This window comes from Methylobacter sp. BlB1, assembly GCF_015476545.1.
GTDB lineage: Bacteria > Pseudomonadota > Gammaproteobacteria > Methylococcales > Methylomonadaceae > Methylobacter.
Map to the genome: position 1 here is coordinate 1 of NZ_JADMKV010000011.1, position 19,549 is coordinate 19,549.

11 protein-coding genes are annotated in these 19,549 nt (G+C 57.8%); 4 read left to right on the top strand and 7 right to left on the bottom strand.

The window, feature by feature from the left end; translation table 11 throughout:
• Positions 1–207: hypothetical protein (locus IT781_RS06190; RefSeq protein WP_194969273.1), on the bottom strand; the 207-nt coding region annotated here is incomplete at its 3' end.
• 13 nt (positions 208–220) lie between these two features.
• Between IT781_RS06190 and IT781_RS06195 the strand changes: the two genes are divergently transcribed.
• The 3 genes from IT781_RS06195 to IT781_RS06205 all read left to right on the top strand — a co-directional run bounded on the left by IT781_RS06195 (position 221) and on the right by IT781_RS06205 (position 6,838).
• On the top strand, positions 221–3,169 hold the full coding sequence (locus IT781_RS06195) for a hypothetical protein (protein WP_194969274.1): 2,949 nt from the start codon (positions 221–223) through the stop codon (positions 3,167–3,169).
• A gap of 14 nt (positions 3,170–3,183) precedes the next feature.
• Positions 3,184–6,183: a caspase family protein gene (locus tag IT781_RS06200; RefSeq protein ID WP_194969275.1), complete on the top strand. Its 3,000-nt coding sequence runs from the start codon at positions 3,184–3,186 to the stop codon at positions 6,181–6,183.
• 82 nt (positions 6,184–6,265) lie between these two features.
• A complete protein-coding gene (locus IT781_RS06205; protein ID WP_194969276.1) occupies positions 6,266–6,838 on the top strand; it encodes an OmpA family protein in 573 nt (190 codons plus the stop codon).
• Between the two features lie 8 nt (positions 6,839–6,846).
• Here IT781_RS06205 and IT781_RS06210 read toward each other — a convergent pair whose 3' ends face one another.
• Entirely contained in the window at positions 6,847–8,298 is a 1,452-nt protein-coding gene (locus IT781_RS06210; RefSeq protein ID WP_194969277.1) for a serine/threonine-protein kinase, read from the bottom strand.
• Between the two features lie 682 nt (positions 8,299–8,980).
• Here IT781_RS06210 and mepA point away from each other — a divergent pair.
• A complete protein-coding gene (mepA, locus tag IT781_RS06215) occupies positions 8,981–9,820 on the top strand; it encodes a penicillin-insensitive murein endopeptidase (RefSeq protein ID WP_194969278.1) in 840 nt (279 codons plus the stop codon).
• A 58-nt stretch (positions 9,821–9,878) separates the two neighbouring features.
• Here mepA and IT781_RS06220 read toward each other — a convergent pair whose 3' ends face one another.
• The 5 genes from IT781_RS06220 to IT781_RS06240 form a co-directional block, all read right to left on the bottom strand.
• On the bottom strand, positions 9,879–12,629 hold the full coding sequence (locus IT781_RS06220; protein ID WP_194969279.1) for a cation-transporting P-type ATPase: 2,751 nt from the start codon (positions 12,627–12,629) through the stop codon (positions 9,879–9,881).
• A gap of 320 nt (positions 12,630–12,949) precedes the next feature.
• Entirely contained in the window at positions 12,950–14,074 is a 1,125-nt protein-coding gene (locus IT781_RS06225) for an ABC transporter permease (RefSeq protein WP_194969280.1), read from the bottom strand.
• A 2-nt stretch (positions 14,075–14,076) separates the two neighbouring features.
• Positions 14,077–16,827, bottom strand: a complete 2,751-nt coding sequence (rbbA, locus tag IT781_RS06230) for a ribosome-associated ATPase/putative transporter RbbA (RefSeq protein WP_194969281.1) — start codon at positions 16,825–16,827, stop codon at positions 14,077–14,079.
• Complete coding sequence (locus IT781_RS06235; RefSeq protein ID WP_194969282.1) at positions 16,824–17,894, bottom strand: HlyD family secretion protein; 1,071 nt, start codon at positions 17,892–17,894, stop codon at positions 16,824–16,826. Before IT781_RS06235 ends, rbbA begins: the two co-directional genes overlap by 4 nt.
• A complete protein-coding gene (locus IT781_RS06240; RefSeq protein WP_194969283.1) occupies positions 17,891–19,318 on the bottom strand; it encodes an efflux transporter outer membrane subunit in 1,428 nt (475 codons plus the stop codon). Before IT781_RS06240 ends, IT781_RS06235 begins: the two co-directional genes overlap by 4 nt.
• Positions 19,319–19,549 lie beyond the last annotated feature (231 nt).

A 19,549-nucleotide genomic window follows, 5' to 3' on the forward strand; every position in this document is an offset into this window, starting at 1 on the left:
CGGCATCAGCACCAAGGGGGCGAACGGAAACGTGGCCGGCAAGGCGCTGAATCTGGCTGCGGCGGACAATATGACCGTCAAAGGCAGTCTGCTGACCGGCAATGCCGCGATTAACCTGCAGGCCCAGAACGGCAGCCTGACGACAGCCGGCGACATCGCCATCGACTCCGGCTCGGAGGTGCTGACTCTGAAGGCGGGCGGCGACATCAGCCTGGGCTCCTTGTGCCTGGTGTCCGGCGGCTGTGACGGCAAGGCTGACGCGCAGTCCGCAGCGGCGGCAACCATCACCTCCGAAAACGGCAACATCACCTTGAATGGCGATTTGCTGGCCGACCGGTCGCTGCTGCTGACGGTCAATAACGGCGCCCTGACGCTCGGCGGCATCGATCTGAGCGCGCGTCCAGGCGCTACTTTGCAAGCCCAGAGCCAACAGGATATCAACCTCAACAATGATATCCTCACCGACAATGGCGACATTGTCATCAAGTCGACAAACGGCGCCATTACCATGGCGGACAATAAAATCCTGTCCGCCGGCAATCAGAACATTTCACTAGAGGCAAGTGGTGATGTGCATGCGCAGCATCTTATCTCAACCAATAAAATCGATGTCATTTCCGGTGCCGACGTCAGTTTCGGACAGGCATTAACCGGGATAGAAAAACAAGGCATAGGCGATCTGATAGTTGATGCTGTCGGCGATGTAACTTTGAACGGTACCGTATCGAATGGCTCAGTGACGGTAACTAATGCCGATAATATCAGCATCGACAAGCCGGTTTTTACTGTCGGCGCAGTCGATTTCAACAGTAAATCGCTCAATGTTAAGAGCGGGGCGGATATTAGTACCAAAGGCATGGATGGCAAACATTCCGGTAGCCAGATCAAGCTGACTACAAACGGCAATATGATGCTTAATGCCAACTTAATGACCGGCGATGCGGCGATTGAGTTGAAAGCGACCGGCATGGAGAGCTCGATAACCACGGCTGACAACATCAGCATAAACTCAGGATCGGCCGTCGTGAATATCGATGCCGATGGCGATATTAATCTGGGTAGCACTTGTCTTGCACCCGGCAAAGTATGCAATCCGAATGCAGATGATCCGGATGCAGAAATTAATATCGACAATCCCGCCATGGCGACCATTATTTCTCAAAACGGCGATATCAAGATCGGCGGCAACGTCATAGCCGACCGTTCGTTATCCATTACCGCCAGTCAGGGCAAAATCGATCTGGGAACCATTGATCTGCGTTCCCGAGAGTCGGCCGGATTGCAATTATCGGCAAATGACGCGATTGCCTTGAATGGCGATGTGCGGACCCTAAACGGCATGCTGACAATCAGCCATGCCGGAAGCATTACGGGTAATCCGGAAAAGTTGCTGGAAACCGGGACTGCCGATATTTCTCTTATCAGCGAAGGCGATGTTTCCTTATACAATGTATTTACTACTGGGAAGCTCGATTTGATCTCTGACGGCTCGATTACTTTCAACAATGCTCTGGGGGTGGACCAGGACAGTATTTACAAGGGATTGGCGGCGCTTATGGTCCAGGGCAAAGGATCAATAACATTTAATGATCAAGTCCATTTGACAGGCATTCATCCAATTAACGGAAATTATCAAAGTAGCGACGACGTGCTGAATATTCAGCAAACAGGCACTAGCGGGAAGTTAACCATTAACGGAAAAATCGTGGTGGATAATGGCAGCGTTTATTTAGGCAAGCCTGCTGGAACGGATTCTTTCACTGATGACAACAATATCGAATTGGGGAATTCAATTTATGTTTTAAATGGCACAACTATCACCCTGAATAATGATATCCATGTGATTGAACCTAAACTGACAAAATCTGAGGAAGAAAAATCTGAAAAAATAAAATTGAAGAAGCTGGATGTTGATATTCCTTCGGAGCTTATCGGCTATGAGTTACAACGGGTGCAAGACGAGGATGGTCAATTGGTAAACGTGCTGGACAACAGGACAGGAGCAATTGCCGTTAACGGAAATATAACGGGTTTATTCGAACCTGCATCGCCGCTTAATATAGCGTTTGCTTATAAATCGTCTGTTTCCTTGCCAAAATGGCAGGCGATTCCGGAAAATCATTTTGTAAATAAAGAGACTGGCAAAGAATACACTATCTTTGACGGCGAGTTCACTCGTCATGATTATTCCGATAATGACGGGAATGAATTTAGCGTACACTGGATTGGAAGCGCGGCATTTCATTTTGAGGAAATCACTAAACCTGAAATCATTAAACCTAATAATGCATTTAAGCCGCAAAAGGCTATGGTGCCGGATAACATAAAGCCTGCTTTCCTCTCAATTATGATGAAAAGCATAACTCAGACTCCAGCTCCGATTACGCTGAACAGCATAGTACCTGTCCCGTCTCCACAAGCAGTCTCAACACCGGCACCAACAACAGACCCTTTTGAAGGCTTTAGGCAGGCTACTTTTTTGAATGAATTTAATAACTTAAGCAATGAAATCACTGTGGCTAAAGCGGATTCTCAAAGCCTCTCCAGCCTTGCTTCCGTTAATGGACACTCAATCGACGTTAAGCCATTGGAAATTAATACAACAGATATCAGTCTATCGGGAAATTCAGCAATTCCTTCCGCCCCTGGTCAAATTTCCATTTCACCAGCTATCAAACAGGCCTCGGACTACACAAAAACATTGGGAACGGTTCAGGTCGATGGCCATTCAATTACTGTCAAGCCAACGGAAGAAAGTACGACCAAAATCACACTACCTAAAAATTCAGCCTCAACCCCTGAGCAAGTTAAAATTTCCCTCACGGAGTCAACGCTGGATGGCTTAAAGACATTGGATGTGCCAAAAACAAACGCTCTGGACCCTGATCAGACTGACACGTCATCCAGTACCAAACAGACGTTGAATTACGCCAATTCGTTGGAAGAAGGGTCGGGCTCTGCGGATCATCCTGAGAATGAAGAGTCGGTTATCCTGGGCGGCGGCAGTGAGGCCGATAATACCGATCTGGGCTTGAACTCTCCGGAAACCGGTGCAGTACAGGATACTTATTTGATCAAGCATTCTCCCGTCTGCAGCGTCAATAAAACAAAAGGTAAATCCAAAGCCGGTCTTCCGCATTGCGGGAACTCTTCGGTATCAAAAAGCTGAGGAATAATTGTCCCATGATCATAAAAAAAACGCTTTTCGGAATGGCGGCCGGATTTCTCTTGATCCATAAGGTTTATGCCGCAATGCCTTCCAGCGATCCGGTTATCCGGGTCGATACCGCCTACCATAGCGGGCCGATTTATGGCGTAGAGCCATTGCCGGATAATGAAAGGCTGGTAACGATATCGCATGATAAAACCGTCAAAATCTGGCGCAGCCGGGATTTCAAGCTGTTAAAGACGCTTCGCATCCCGATAGGCGACGCTTACGAAGGCAACCTCGACAGTATTGCCGTCTCGCCTGATGGCAAGTTTATTGCGGTAGGAGGCTGGACCTGCTGGCAATGGGATCAGCAGGGGTGCGTTTATCTTTTTGACGCGGCGACCGGAAAATTGCAGCATAGCATCGAGCAGTTAAAAAACATTATCGGTGCGTTGCAGTTTTCCCCTGATGGCAAAGTCCTGGCGATCGGCCTGCACGGTAATGGCGGCGTTGTTTTTGTCGATGCTCAATCTTTTCAGGTTCTGGCGCAGGATCAGGAATATGGTGAACGGGTCACCGGACTGTCATTTTCCAATAATGGTTATGCCGTCAGCGCTTCCAATGACGGCTATCTTCGCGTTTATGATCCGCAATTCAAACTGGCCGCGCGCGTCAAGGTGCCCGAAATCAACCGCATTGCCGACAGCTATTTTTCGCCGGACGGCAAGAGACTTCTGGTCGGTTCATACGATAGCCCGCTGATTCAGGTCTTATCCTTGCCGCAGTTGCAGGTTGAACACAGCTTGCGTACCGCTCCCGGGCAGTCATCCTTGAAAACGCTCAGAGGCGCTGTTTGGAGCCAATCAGGCGAATTCATTTACGGCGCCGGAGATTCCGACAGTGTTCATGAGACGGAAATCCTGCGCTGGCGCATAACAGATTTGAGCCGGTATGAGACGATCAAAGTCGCTCATCGGATTCAATCCATCCGGCCTCATGGCCAAAATGGCGTGATTTTTTCCACTGAGGACGCTTCGATTGGCGTTATTAACGATCAGGACAGTGTGGCGCGTATTTCCGATACGCATCTGGTTCAATCGCCGATCATGAGTGACGAATTCCGGGTGTCGGCTGACGGCAAGCAAGTCACCTTTCCAGTGAGCATAACCGATAACCAGGATTTTATGTTCGATATCGAGCGCTTATCTTTGAGCGAATTCGGTTCCGTGCCGGGACTTAAGCCCAAGAACAGGACTCAAAAGCGTATTCAATTAACGCATTGGCAAGACAACACAACGCCGATGTTAAACGGGCAGCCGCTGAGGCTGGAACCGTTTGAAGAGATTCGATCCTTTTCCGGAACTGGCAAGCAGACATTTCTGGGAACCGATTGGCTGTTGCGGGCATACGACAAAAACAGCCAGCTGAGCTGGAAAACACCAACGCCTGGCGCAGTATGGAATGTTACAGTCAGCGGAGATGACAAATGGATTGTCGCCGTTCTGTCGGACGGTTCCGTGCGCTGGTACCGTGTTGAGGACGGACAGGAGTCTTTGGCATTGTTTGTTGATCGGCTTTCCCGGGAGTGGGTGCTCTGGCGGCCTGACGGTTATTATGCTTCATCGGAGAATGGCGACAGCCTGATCGGCTGGCACGTCAATCGAGGCAAGGGCAATGAGCCCGATTTTTATCGCGCGGTGCAGTTTGAAAAGCAGTTTTATCGCCCTGATCTGCTGCGCGCACAGATAGGGGCCATGCAAATGGCTGCAAACAGCAGCGCGGATTCCAGTCCTCAGCCTGGCCAGGCCAGCGCGGGTACACGTCAGGCCGTCACCTTATCCGGGATCATGACGCCGAACCTGGCGGAACCGGCTCCGGGTACGTTTACGCTAAATCAACTGAATGAAATTGCCCCGCCTCGCATCCAGATCGCGTCGGCCCGGGCAGTGCAGACTCCCGAGGGCGCGACCGAACTGGAGTTGACGGTAGAGGCGGAAAAAAACAGCCGTCCCATGCAGGATGTCACCGTTTATGCCAATCTGCTGCCGGTTGCGGCGAACGAGGAGCGCCGTCTTGACGTTAACGAGACGGATACGTTTCGCAGGACTTTCAGATTTCCTGTCAGCGGCGGAGACAGTCTGATCCGCGTGGAAGTCAATAACGGCGTTTCCTTGGGGCTGGCGGAACAGTGGGTGGAAGTGCCTGCCATGAGTCAGGCAGCGCCTCCCAAAGGCGATCTCTATGTGCTGGCGGTCGGCGTCAATCGCTTCGACCGTATCTCGGTGGCCGATAAGAACAAAGTGCCTGATCTGAAATACGCGGTCAACGATGCCGAAAAACTGGCTGGCCTGCTGGAAAATTCCGCGAGCAATGACGGCTTCAATCAGATCCACGTCCAGTTGTTGACCGACTCCGCCCAGTTGCCGCCTACCCGGCAAAATATTCTGGCAGCGCTGAAAGTATTTGAACAGGCGGGTCCGAATGATACGGTGCTGTTATTCCTCGCTTCCCACGGATTCAGCGACCAAACCGGCAATTACTATTTTCTGCCGCAGGATGGCGAATACAACGATGTGGAGTCGGTATTGTCCGGCAGAAATTTGAGCGGCAAAGCCTCTACATTGCTCAGCTGGACCGACTTTTTCGATAACATGCGCAAGGCGGCGGGACGGCGCATACTCATCGTGGATACTTGTCAGGCGAAAAGTATTTTCGGCGAGTTTGACGCCAGATCCCTGCGCAAACGATCAGCCGCCTCACTCTTTCCGCTGTTGCTGGCTTCCAAGGGGGATGAACTTTCGCAGGAATATGAGCCGGCGCAACATGGCTTATTTACTCACACGCTATTGGAGGGTTTACAAGGACTTGCAGATTACAACCACGACCGCAGAATTACGCTGGCCGAACTTCACGATTTTTCAGTGCCGCTGGTGAAAAAACTGCACAATCCGTCTGCCGGCGCGCAGACGCCGCAGTTGATCGCACCAGGCTCGCTGGCGAATATCGAGCTGCCTTTAGCACAATCAAATTAAAGGGTTTACGAAAAAAGACGGTTACTGACGGGTAAGGTCAGACGAATATTTATCATAATTTTAAGAGACGAGAGCATAGGATATGAGTATTTTAAATAAATCAAACGGCATCACTTTGGCCATAGTATGTTGCCTGGCTTCAGTTAAAGCCGGGTGGGCAGAAGATTTAAACGTCGGAGCAAGGGCGCCTACAAAAGAGGAAGTTATTCAAGCGTTTAAAACAAATTCTGATGGCGGCGAGAAAGTGCTTACACGGGGCATTCATATTCGCCCGACCGGGAAAGCGGGAATGACTTCCTCCCAGGCCGCAACGCCTAAAGCAATCTCCCTGGAAGTCCGTTTTGGCTATAACTCCGCTCAGTTGACAGACGATGCCGTCAGGCAGTTGACTCCGGTGGCGGAGGCCCTGGTATCCGGTGAGCTGAAAAATTTGAACTTCCATGTGGAAGGCTATACGGATGCCAAGGGCAGTGATGGATACAACAAGGATTTATCGCTGAAGCGAGCCGCCACTGTACGCGATTTCTTTGTCAAGAGACATGGGCTGAATGCCTCAAGAGTACAATTTTCAGGATTGGGAAAGAGCAACTTGCTGGATCCCAATAACCCGTTCAGCGAGGTAAACAGACGCGTACGCATTGTAGCGACTCAATAGCTGAAAATTTACAGAACCGGTACGGTCAAACTGACCCTTGACGAGATATAGGATTGCAGTTGAGGGTTTAGTTTACCGTCCGGATTAATAATATTCTCCGTGACAGGCAGAGGTTCAGCGCTGCCGAAGGCTTCTATGCGGTCTGTTCCCGACGGGCCCGAAACAGTCAGTTCATAACCCGCATTTTTCTTCGGCAGGCGAATCGTCTTACCGGCCGCTATCCAATTATCCGGCTCATAGGCGTTAGGAAAAATTGTAGAAATTTCTCCATCCGTGCTTATGTGAACGATGGTCACATACATCGGTTTTTCCGTTTCCAGCAATAACGTCATGGATTCCCCGATACGATAATTCGGTGCGGAAGACCGCAGTTTCAATGGTTCATGCTGCACGGTTGCAACCGTACTTTCCTGATGTTGCCGATCAGCTGGCGTATTGGCCTGAACGGCATTGGCCTCAACCTTATCTGAAGGCGCCTGTTTTTGTGTCTCTGATTTGGCAACATCGTAGCCCGGCTCGTTTTTACCATAAAACAGCCATAAAAGGACCGCAAGCAGGCCTAGAGAGAACAGGCTGGCCGCGGCAATTGCTCCTGATTTATAACGCTTTTCCGGAGAAATTTCCTTTATAAACTGGCTGATTGTTCTGCAACGGTTTTCCTGCTTTAGTGCCAGGCCGTGCTGCAACCCTTTCCATTGTGATTTTGTTATTGAAGTTATAGGCGCAGGCTGCACTTTCAAATCGAAGGCCTGCTGGGCAGTCGACCGCGAAAAGGGATGTTTGCCGGACAGAAGTTCATAAACAATACAGGCGAGGGCATAAATATCATCTCTTGGGTCAGGCTCAAGGTTATTGAGCATTTCCAAACTTGCGTAAGCGGGCGATAGCGCATTTAACGAGCGGGAATGGAAAACGGTGGCATCGTCATCACTTTGTCCTGTTCTCTTGAATGGGCAAGCTATGCCGAAGTCCAGGACTTTGACATGGCTCTTGTCGTCGACAAAAACGTTACCCGGTTTGAAATCGGAGTGGACTATGCCGTTTTTATGCGCATGGGAAAGTGCTGCCGCCATGTCCTGTATGATGGGCCAGGCTTTTTCAAACGGCATGCCTGACGGGTATTCTTTAATCAAGGAACTGAGCGGGCGGCCTTTGAGAAGCTGCATGCTCAGATAAACGTTATCCGCATCGCGATCAAAATCATATACTGTAACAATGTTCGGATGAGCAAGAGATTTGGCTTTTTTGGCCTCCCGTTGCATCGCCACGAAAAAAATAGGGTCATCAAGAAATTCAGGATTAAGAAGTTTTATCGCGAGGTAGGGGTCCTTGTCATGGGCTTCCTGAGCCACTAAATCCAGTGCTTTATATACGGTCCCCATTCCTCCCTGACCGAGCACTTCCTGCAGTACGAATCGTCCTTTTAAAACTGTTTTACCCTCAATACATAATTTTTCCATTATTTCTACCTAAACTAAATAAGATCCTGCTTATACCAATAAGTAATTTGGTTTTTTCTAATCAAGTACTTTTTTACGATCAGAACATTGTTGTTAGTAAATTGAGTCCTTGCTGCCTATAAAAACTATTGGATTATTTGAGCACATATATGCACTCCTTCCTAAATCTGGCCTTGACCGAATCGATAGCGCTAATGATGATTCCGTTCAGATTCCCAAGACATGAAAGATATTCACTGAAATAACATTATATTCAATGGGCAACTTTCCAGGGAGCGTTGATTGATACGCTTTTTAATCTGCAAATGGGTCATGTGAACTTATCAAGAATTCGCCGTCCAGCAATATCCATTAAACAATATTTTTCAATTATTTTTCATGATTTTCTTCTTAACTGATGTTGCGTGCGATCGATCTGTGTTCTGTTTTAGTTTTACTGCGAACATTCCGGTACAGATGAAGCCCCGAAGGGCATGGGTTAAGGCTGTCAAGTTATAGGGATAGCGTTCAGGCGTCTCGGGCGAATCCAACGGCAGGCGAAAGCGGAGAATAAGGCTGATCAAAAAGGTACGCCGCGTACACTACGCAAGGCAAATTTAAAAATGCCGCGCTATAATTTCAGATTTGATCAGTCAGAGGTAAGGGTGTGTTCAGAAGTCGGTTTTCGGTGAAGCAATATGGGATGTTTTTTCTGGCGCTGAGCGCCTTTTCCGGCAGCGCCGTCGCGCAGCCTGCCGCCCATGCCTGGGCGCAGGCCACCACGCCCGTTATAATGGGCGGCGCGGCGCAGAGCATCGGCACTTATACCGCTGGCTGCCTGAGAGGCGCCGCGGCGCTGCCACAGGACGGAGCCGGCTACCAAACCATGCGCTTGTCGCGCAAACGTATCTATGGCCATCCCGACCTGATCCATTTCATTGAAAAGCTCGGACAGACGACTGCTGATAAAGGCTGGGGCACCCTGTTAATCGGCGATCTAGGCCAACCGCGAGGCGGACCGACGTTGACCGGACATCGCAGCCATCAGACCGGGCTCGATGTCGATATCTGGTATTTGCTGTCCCGGGAAGCGGCGGCCAGAAGCCTGAGTCTCGATGAGCGCGAAACTTGGGGCGCGCCTTCCGTGCTGGCCGTCAGATCGGATGCAGTGGACGCCAGCCGCTGGTCGCCGGCTAACGAAAAAATTCTCGAAGCCGCCGCGCGCATGTCCGAGGTCGAGCGCATCTTCGTCAATCCCGGCGTCAAACGCCAGCTGTGCGCCAGCAGGACGCCGCATGACTGGCTCCGGAAAATCCGGCCCTGGTGGGGGCATGATGACCATTTCCATGTGCGCCTGAAATGTCCGGCCGGCAACAGCCAATGCCAGGGCCAGGAACTGATTCCCGAAGGCGACGGCTGCGACGCCTCGCTGGACTGGTGGTTCTCGGCCGAGGCGCGCGATCAGCTTCGCTCCGGCAAGGCCCGCAAGCCTGCTGCAGCGCTTGTGCTTCCCGAACAGTGCCAGGCTGTGTTGAAGGAATAAAAAATAGCGGATGTCTGCATCCACCACAGTCATGTCGTGAATGCAGACATTGCCTTTCTTAGTCTTTTAGCAGCGGCGCGCTTCGGGTTTGCTTATGGGTAATGTATCTGAAGACGCTGATCACGGCTTTTTCAAACTCCGCGACGGAAAAGACGAACGCCCCGGAAAGGACCACTTTCAGCCATTCTTCCTGGCTCAGGTCGGTCGAGCCGAACAGTTCCTGCATGGGGCCGGCATGGGTGTAGAGCACCTGCAGCCCCGCGCAGGCCGCGATGGCGAGCAGCACGTAACGATTGCCGAACAACCCTTCGAGAGATAAAACGGACCTGAAGATGTACCGGCTGTTGATCAGGTAGAACATCTCGGACAGCACGACCGAGCTGACGGCCATGGTGCGAGCGGTCTCCAGACTGGAACCCCGTTGTATTTCCCAGAGAAACAGGCCCAGTGATCCCACCATGAAGAGCACGGAAACCATCAGGACGCGCCAGGCGAAAAACCAGGACAGCAGCGATTCACGAGGATCGCGAGGAGGGCGGTGCATGATGTCGCGCTCCGGGCGCTCGAAGGCGAGGGCGAGCCCCAGGGTGCTGGACGTGACCATGTTGATCCACAGCACCTGGGCCGGCGTCAACGGCAGCGTCAGTTCGAACAGGATGGCGGCGACCACCACTAGGGCTTCGCCGCCGTTGGTCGGCAGCATGAACAGGATGAATTTCCTGATGTTGTCGTAGATGCCCCGGCCCGCGCGCACGGCGTTGCCGATGGTGGCGAAATTGTCATCGGCCAGCACCATGTCCGCCGCTTCCTTGGCCGCCTCGGTGCCCTTCAGGCCCATGGCCACGCCGACATCCGCGCGCTTCAGCGCCGGCGCGTCGTTGACCCCGTCGCCGGTCATGGCGACCACCTGTCCCCCTGCCTGAAGCGCTTGCACCAGGCGTAGCTTGTGCTCCGGACTCGCCCGCGCGAACACGTCGACATCCAGGGCCACGCCGCGCAGTTCCTCGTCATCCAGGGTTTCGATCTCGGCTCCGGTCAGCGCCGGCCTGTCCCGGCCGATCCCCAGCCGGGCGCCGATGGCGCGGGCCGTCTCGACGTGGTCGCCGGTGATCATCTTGACCCGGATGCCGGCGCTGTGGCATGTCGCCACGGCGGCCACCGCCTCTTCCCGCGGCGGATCGATGATGCCGATCAGCGCCAGCAGGGTGAAACCGTCTTCCAGATCCGAAAAGCGCACCTCGCGCTGTGATTCATCGACAGGCTTCGCGGCGATCGCCAGGAGGCGCAGCCCGTCGGATGCGGCCTCCCTGCCGCGGCGGTACCAGTAGTCGGTGTTCAGCGTTGTCCCCAGGGCGCCGGCCTGGCGATCGCACATCTCCATGATGCGTTCGGGCGCGCCTTTGACATAAATGCAGCCCCGGCCTTCGTGGTCGTGGTGGAGCGTGGCCATGAGCCGATGTTCGGATTCGAAGGGAATGGCGTCGATGCGCGGCAGGGCTTCGCGCTCCGACGCGGGATCGGCGCCGGCCTTGGTCGCGAATGCGAGCAGGGCGCCCTCGGTCGGATCGCCTTCCACCTGCCAGACATCGTCGTCATGTCTGCGCAGCAGCGCATCGTTGCAGAGCACGACGGCACGGGCGATTTCGGCCAGTTCGGGATACTGGTCGGGCGGTACCGCCGCTTCGCCCAAAAGGATGGCGCCTTCGGGCGCGTAGCCCGTACCGCTAATTTCAAACGCATGATCGCTGGTGATCACTTGCTGTACCGTCATCTCGTTCCGGGTCAATGTGCCGGTCTTGTCGGAGCAAATGACCGTGACCGAGCCCAGCGACTCCACCGCCGGCAGATGCCGGATGATGGCCTTGCGTTTGGCCATGCGCCGCACGCCGAGGGCCAGCGTGATGGTCATGATGGCCGGCAACCCTTCCGGTATGGCCGATGCCGCCAGCGCCACGGTCATCATGAACATTTCCTTGGGGGGATGACCGTGCCACAGCACCCCGATGACGAACGTGGCCGCGGACATCAGCACGATGGCCAGCGCCAGCCAGTGGCCGAATCCGGCTATCTGGCGCAGCAGAGGGGTCGTGACCGCCTGCACGCGATCCAGCATCGCGCTGATGCGCCCCAGTTCGGTACGGATGCCGGTTTCGACCACCAGCCCCGTTGCCTGTCCGGAGGCCACCAGCGTGCCCGAATAGAGCATGCAGGTGCGGTCGCCCAGGAGCGCGTCGGCCGGCACGGAATCGATGGTCTTTTCCACCGCCTCGGATTCGCCGGTCAGGATGGCCTCGTTCACGCGCAGGCCCTTGCCCGCGACGAGCCGCAGGTCGGCAGGCACCTTGTCGCCCGAGGCGAGCGTCACGATATCGCCGGGCACCAGGTTCTGGGCTTCGATTTCGATGCGCCCGCCGTCGCGGATGACTATCGTGTGCAGCGAAAGCATGCCGCGTATCGCGTCCATGGCCTGTTCCGCCTTGCCTTCCTGAATAAAACCGATGATGGCGTTGATAAAGACGGCGCCCAGAAGCACGCCCGTGTCGACCCAATCGCCCAACAGCGCCGTGATGCCGGCGGCGGCCAGCATCACATAGATCAGGACGTTGTGGAACTGGAGGAGAAAGCGCAGCCAGGCGGGGCGCTTGCGGGGCGGCGGCAGCCGGTTGCGGCCGAAACGCTTCAGCCGTTGACGGACTTCTTGGGAGGACAGCCCGCGATGACGATCCGAATGGAGGCGTTCGATGGCTTCGCCGGCGTCGAGGCCGTGCCAGTCGAGCGTTTGTTTGTCGTGGACGTTGTCTTTAAGCATTGATTCTCCTGATGATGGCCAAACAGCCCTGAAACGATCGGGCATGGCGTGAAACTGGTCATGCAGGCTTAAGACCCTCAGTTGCGGGGTCGAATTCACTCGGTCCGAACGCGGTCGGACGGGGCATTGGGCTTTGATCCAATGCGCCACTGAACCCGGATACCGTGGAAACGCCAGGACCGGAGCTGCAACTCCGGCCCGCTGGAAAGCTTAAGCATAACCGGCAAACCTTTCATGAGTCTTTCGCGGACTCAGCCTGATGCACAGGTTTACTTTGATCGGCAGCGGCGGCAGACGCCCGAAATCAGTTTCCGGAACGATCAGGCCATCGAGCCGATGGTCTTGCGGAAGCGCCCCAGCGCCAGCACGAAGAAGACGCCGCCGATCGCGAGCAGGGCGAGGAATTCCGGCCAGACGATGCCAAAGCCGGCGCCGCGGTAAAGAATGGCCTGGGCGAGCGCGACGAAATGCGTGGTCGGCGCCGCCAGCATCAGGTTCTGCACCAGTTCCGGCATGCTCTCGCGAGGGGTCGTGCCGCCCGACAGCATCTGCAGCGGCAGCAGCACAATAATCATCAGCAAGCCCATCTGCGGCATCGAGCGCGCCACCGTGCCCATGAAAATGCCCATCGAGGTGGTGGCGAACAGGTGCAGCGTCATGCCGGCGACGAACAGCCCGATCGAGCCTTCGATTGGCACATCGAGCACGCCCTGCACGACGAAGACGAGCGAGGCCGTCGCCACGACCGCCACGACCAGGCCCATGGCCCACACCTTGGCCATCATGATCTCGAACGGCGTCAGCGGCATCGCCAGCAAATGCTCGATGGTGCCGTGTTCGCGCTCCCGGATCAGCGCCGCGCCGGTCAGGATGATGGACAGCATGGTGATGCTGTTGATGACTTCCATGACCGAGCCGAACCATACCGAGCTCAGGTTGGGATTGAAGCGCGCGCGCACTTCGAGCTCGACGGGCAGCGTGGCGACCGCGCGATGCCCCTCGACGAAGGTCGTCACTTCGCCGTTGACGATGTTCTGGATGTAGCTGCTGCCGATGAAGGCCTGCGACATGCGCGTGGCATCAACATTGAGCTGGATCGTCGGCTGGCGTCCGGCCAGCACATCGCGCTGGAAATCGGGCGGAATGTCGAGGACGAAAGTGTACAGGCCCGTGTCCATGCCGGGATCGGTGGCGTATTGCTCGATCATTGCGGGCGTCAGGAAATGAGGCGGATAGAAGGCATTGGCAATGCGCGACGACAAGGGCGAGCGGTCTTCGTCGACAATCGCGATCGGCGCCTTGTGCAGCGATTCGGGCACGCCGGTCGCGGTCATGTATACCTGGCCGGTGAACGAAAACCCGATCAGCGCCAGCATCAGTTTGTCGCGCCCGAGGCTGCGCAGTTCCTTGATGCCGAGGTGAAAGATGTTGAGCAGGGCGCGCATGGCTAGCGCTCCTGCTTCTTCAGCAGCGCGACGCTCAGGGCCAGAATCACCGGAATGGCGATGGCGAGCGGCAGCAGCGAAAAGCCGAGGTCGGCGAAGCCCAGCGCCTTGGAGAAGGTGCCGCGGCTGATGTTTAAAAAATACGTGGTCGGGTAGATCTCGCCGATCAGGCGCGCCCCGCCTTCCAGCGTCGATACGGGGTCGAGCATGCCGGAAAAGCGCGTGGCCGGGACGGTGGTGGCGATCGTCGTGCCGAAGATGGCGGCGATCTGGCTGCGGGTGAAGGCCGAGATCAACAGGCCGAGGCCGGTGGCGGACGTGACGTAAAGCAGCGCGGCCACGGTCAAGAGCAGGAAGTCGCCCTTGTGCGGCACGCCGAAAGCGAACACGGCCAGCGCGCACAGCAGGAAGAAGTTGACCATCGCCAGCCCGATGTAGGGCAGTTGCTTGCCTAGCAGAAACTCCGGTTTGGTCACCGGCGTGACGTACAGGTTGAGGATGGAGCCCAGTTCCTTCTCGCGTACCACGCTGAGCGCGCTGAGCATGGCGGGGATCAGCATCAGCAGCATCGGGATCACGGCCGGCACGATGGCCGGCAGGCTCTTGACGTCGGGGTTATAGCGAAAGCGCGTCTCGATGGTCATCAGGCTGATCGGCAGATTGCCCGTGTAATGGCGGCGCGCCTGCTCCATCAGCCAGCCCTGGTGCATGGCCTGCACGTAGCCGAGCACGTTCTCGGCGCGGGTGGGCATCGCGCCGTCGATCCAGGCGCCGATCCTGACACTGTCGCCGCGTTCCAGATCGCGCGCGAAGTGCGGCGGAATCTCCAGTGTCAGGCTCAGCTCGCCGCTGCGCATGCGCCGGTCGAGTTCGTCGTAATCGGCGATCGGCGGCTGGGCGATGAAGTAGCGCGAGCCGCCGAGGTCGAGCGCATAGTTCTGGCTGAGCGTGGTCTGGTCGCGGTCGAGCACGGCAAAGCGCAGGTTCTCGACGTCCATGCTGATGCCGTAGCCCATGATGAACAACAGCAGCACCGTGCCGAACAGCGCAATCGTGCCGCGCAGGGGATCGCGGCGCAGTTCCAGCGCTTCGCGCCGGGTATAGCTGAACAGCCGCTGCAGGCTGAAGCGGTCAATGCGGCCGTGCGCCGGGCCCGGGGGCTGGGCGCGCATTTTCGCGGCCTGTGCCTGGGGCTCGGCCGCCGGCTCGGCGTCGAGACCGCTCGCTTCCTTCAGGTAATCGATGAAGGCGGCTTCGAGCGAGGCGTGGCCGCCGCGCTCGACCAGCGCGGCGGGGCTGTCGCTGGCCAGCACCTTGCCGGCGTGCATCAGCGAGATGCGGTCGCAGCGCTCGGCCTCGTTCATGAAGTGGGTGGAAATGAAGATCGTGACCTTATCGCGGCGGGCCAGGTCGATCATCAGTTCCCAGAAGCCGTCCCGCGCCACCGGATCGACGCCCGAGGTCGGCTCGTCGAGGATCAGCAGGTCCGGCCGGTGGATCACCGCCACGGCCAGCGACAGGCGCTGGCGGATGCCCAAGGGCAGGGCATCGGGCAGGGCGTCCATGACCGGACCGAGCAGGAAGCGCTCGGCCACCTCGCTGACGCGGCCCGGAATTTCGGCCTCGGGCAGGTGGAACAGTCGCGCATGCAGTTCCAGGTTCTGCCGCACGGTCAGCTCGGTGTACAGCGAGAACGCCTGCGACATGTAGCCGACGCGCTTGCGCGTGTCCAGATTGCCGGCGTCGACGACCCGGCCGAACAGCCGCGCCTCGCCCTCGCTCGGCGGCAACAGGCCGGTAAGCATCTTCATCGTCGTTGTTTTGCCGCAGCCGTTGGAGCCGAGAAAACCGAAAATCTCGCCGCGCTCTATCTTTAAATCGACATGGTCGACGGCGACGAAATCGCCGAAGCGCATGGTCAGACCGTGCGCCTCGATGGCGATTTCTTGCGCGCCGCCGGTGTCGCGCGGCGGAATCGCCACGTCCCTGTGGCTCTGGCGCTTTGCCTCCGGCAGCAGCCGGATGAAGGCCGCTTCCAGCGTCCCGGCGCCGGTGCGCGCGCGTAGATCGGAGGCAGTGCCGGTGGCGAGAATTCTGCCTGCCTCCATCGCCACCAGCCAGTCGAAGCGCTCGGCCTCGTCCATGTAAGCGGTGGAGACCAGCACACTCATGCCGGCATGGCGCGCGCGCAGGTGATCGATCAGCTCCCAGAACTGGACGCGCGACAAGGGATCGACGCCCGTGGTCGGCTCATCCAGCACCAGCAGGTCGGGATCGTGGATCAGCGCGCAGCAAAGCCCCAGTTTCTGCTTCATGCCGCCCGACAGCTTGCCGGCGGGGCGGTCGCGGAACGGCGCCAGGCCTGTGCTGTTGAGCAGTTCGGCGATGCGCGCATGGCGCTCGGCCCGCTCGTGGCCGAACAGGCGGCCGAAGAAATCGACGTTCTCGAATACCGACAGCGTGTGGTAGAGATTCCTGCCCAGGCCCTGCGGCATGTAGGCGATGCGCGGGCAGACGGCGCGGCGGTGCGCGGCGTCGGCGATGTTGCCGCCCAGCACGTCGATGCGGCCGGCCTGCATGGCGCGCGCGCCGGTCAGCAGCGACATCAGGCTGGACTTGCCCACGCCGTCGGGGCCGATCAGTCCCACCATGCGGTTGCCGGGAATGTCCAGGCTGAGATCGTCGAGGGCGAGATTGTCGCCGTAGCGCAGGCTGACGCCCTGAACACGGACGATGGACGCGGCGGCGCTCATCGCGGCAGCCTGACCTGAAGCTCGGGAGGCCATTCGGCGTCCGGATCGATCTTGACGTAGGCCATGCCGGGCAGGCCGGTCTTGACCTGTTTGAGATGCCGCTTCAATAGCTCGGGATCGATCGCCGCGCGAACCCTGAACATCAGCTTCAGGCGCTCGCTCTCGGTTTCCACCGTTTTCGGCGTGAACTGCGCGACGCTGGAGACGAAGCTGGCCTTGGCCGGGATCACGTAGTTCGGCGCGGCGTCGAGCACGAGGCGGATGTCGCTGCCGAGCGCGACCCGGCCGGCGGCTTCGGTGGGCAGGAAGAAGGTCATGTAGACGTCGGACAGGTCCACCATGTTCAGCACGCGGCCGCCGGCGCTCAGCACCTCGCCCAGTTCGGCGACGCGGTACTGCACGCGGCCGTCGACCGGCGCCTTCAGCTCGCTGTCGTCGATATCGGCCTGCAGGCGCGCGACCGTGGCCTTGGCCGCCTCGATCACCGATTGCGATTCCACCACCTGCGATTTCGCCGCCTCGATGCCTGCCCGCGCCGCCGCGACCTGGGCTTGCGCCGCGCTGACGGCCGCTTCCGCGCCGAGCACCCGCGCGCGGTCGTCATCGAGCTGCTGCAGCGGCGCGGCGCCCTCGACGGCGAGATTCTGCGAGCGCTTCAGGCGCTTGCGGGCGGAATCGAGTTCGGCGCGGCGCTGGGCGACGACCGCCTGGGCGGCGTAGTGTTCGTTTTCGCGCTGGATGACGACGGCCTGCGCCGTCCGGTAGGCGTTTTCGGCCTGCCTGACCTGGGCCTGCGCTTCGGCCTTCTGGGCGCGCAACACTTCAATGTCCATGCGCGCGAGCACCGCGCCGGCTTTGACGAAATCGCCCTCGCGCGCCAGGATTTCGACGATACGCCCCGGCGTTTTGGTGGCGATGTTGATCTCGGTGGCTTCGATGCGGCCATTGCTGGAGACGATGCCTTCGGGCAGGCCGGTCGGGCGCAGGGCCCACCACGCCGCGGCCGCCGCGGCGATGGCGATGCCGGCAAGGATGAGGATCAGCGTTGATTTTTTCGGTTTGTTCATGGGTTTCTCGAGGACATGGGCGGCAAGGCATCCGCGCCGCCGCCCAGCGCCTTGTACACGGCAATCAGGTTGGTGGACGCCGAGGCTTCGGAGCGGGCCAGTTCGATTTCGGCGACGAAAAGGGCGCGCTGGGATTCCAGCACGTCCAGAAACGAGATGACGCCTTCCTGATAGCGCAGCTGGGACAGCCGGACGGATTCGCGCTGGTCCGCCACGGAACGGGCCAGCGTCTGCCGCCGGATTTCCTCGTTGAGATAGCGGGTCAGGGCGGTTTCGGTCTCGCGCAGGGCTTCGAGCACAGTCTTTTCGAAGGCCAGATAGGCTTCCTGTTGCTGCGCCTTGGCCCGATCGATGCCGGCCTGGATGCGGCCGAAGTTGAGCACTGGCTGCAACAGGTTGGCGGCGGTGCTGTAGGAAAAGGCCGCCGACTTGAACAGGCCTTCGATGTCGGTGTTGCGCAGGCCCAGAAACGCCGACAACGATATATTGGGGAACAGTTCCGCGATCGCGGCGCCTTGCAGGGCGGTCGCGGCCGCGAGTTGGCGCTCGGCGATGCGCAGGTCGGGGCGATGGCGGAGCGTATCCGCCGGCGAGGCCAGGAGCTCCCGCCCGGACGCCACCGGAACGCCGGCCGGTTCGCGCAGGTCGGCCGCCAGCGTGCCGGGCTGGCGGCCGATCAGCACTTCCATCTGCCTGAGCTCGGCAATGATCCCCGATCTCAGGGCGGGAATCTGGGCGCCTGTGGTCTCGGTCTGGGCCCTCGCCCGCACCGAGTCATGCCGCGTGCCGACGCCTTCCCTGAACTGTATCTCGGTCAGATGCTGCGTGTTTTGCTGCGCCGCCAGGTTCGCCTGGGTGATGCGAAGCTGGTTTTGCAGGCTGCGGTATTCGATATAGCTGCGCGCCAGGTCGGCCGTCAGCGTCACCAGGGCCTGGCTGTATTCCGCCCGGGCGGCGTCCAGATTGGCGGAAGCGGCTTCCAGCCGGCGCCGCAGGCGGCCGAACAGGTCGATTTCCCACACGGCGTCGAAGCCCAGCTCGAACAGGTTGTAGCGGATGCCGGGCGCCAGTCCGGGCAGCGGGTTGTCGTTGCGCTGGGCGCCCACTGTCGCATCCACTCTGGGAAACAGTTCCGCGCGGTTGGCCCGGCGCTCGGCGCGGGCCTGTTCGATGCGGGCCATCGCCGCCTTGAGATCCAGGTTGTCCGCCAACGCTTTCTCCATCAAGCGATCGAGCCGGGCATCGCCGAAGCTTTTCCACCAGTTTATCAGGGTTTCCGGGGCGACGGATTTCAAATCCGAGGCCGGCTCCCTTCCTGCCAGCCAATCCTTGGGAACGGCTGGTACGGGTTCGCGGTAATCGGGGCCTACAGTGCAGCCGCACAGGCCGGCCAGCAGGCATAGCCGGCCAAACCTGGCGGTCATGGCTAATGCGCTTGCGGAGCAGGGGAATGGCCGGCGGTTTATAGTAGGGATTGCGTTCGGCATCGTTCAAACAACTTCCTTTGCGTTGAATGTAGCGTTAACGGTTAGACTAAACCACAGCATTTAGTTCTGGCAACAGAAGAGTATGAGTACTGAGGCTTTTGCCGCGCAGGCAATTTGCCTTTACGTCATGCGCATGTAAGGTCGAATTAACTTGCGCCTTATAAGGTA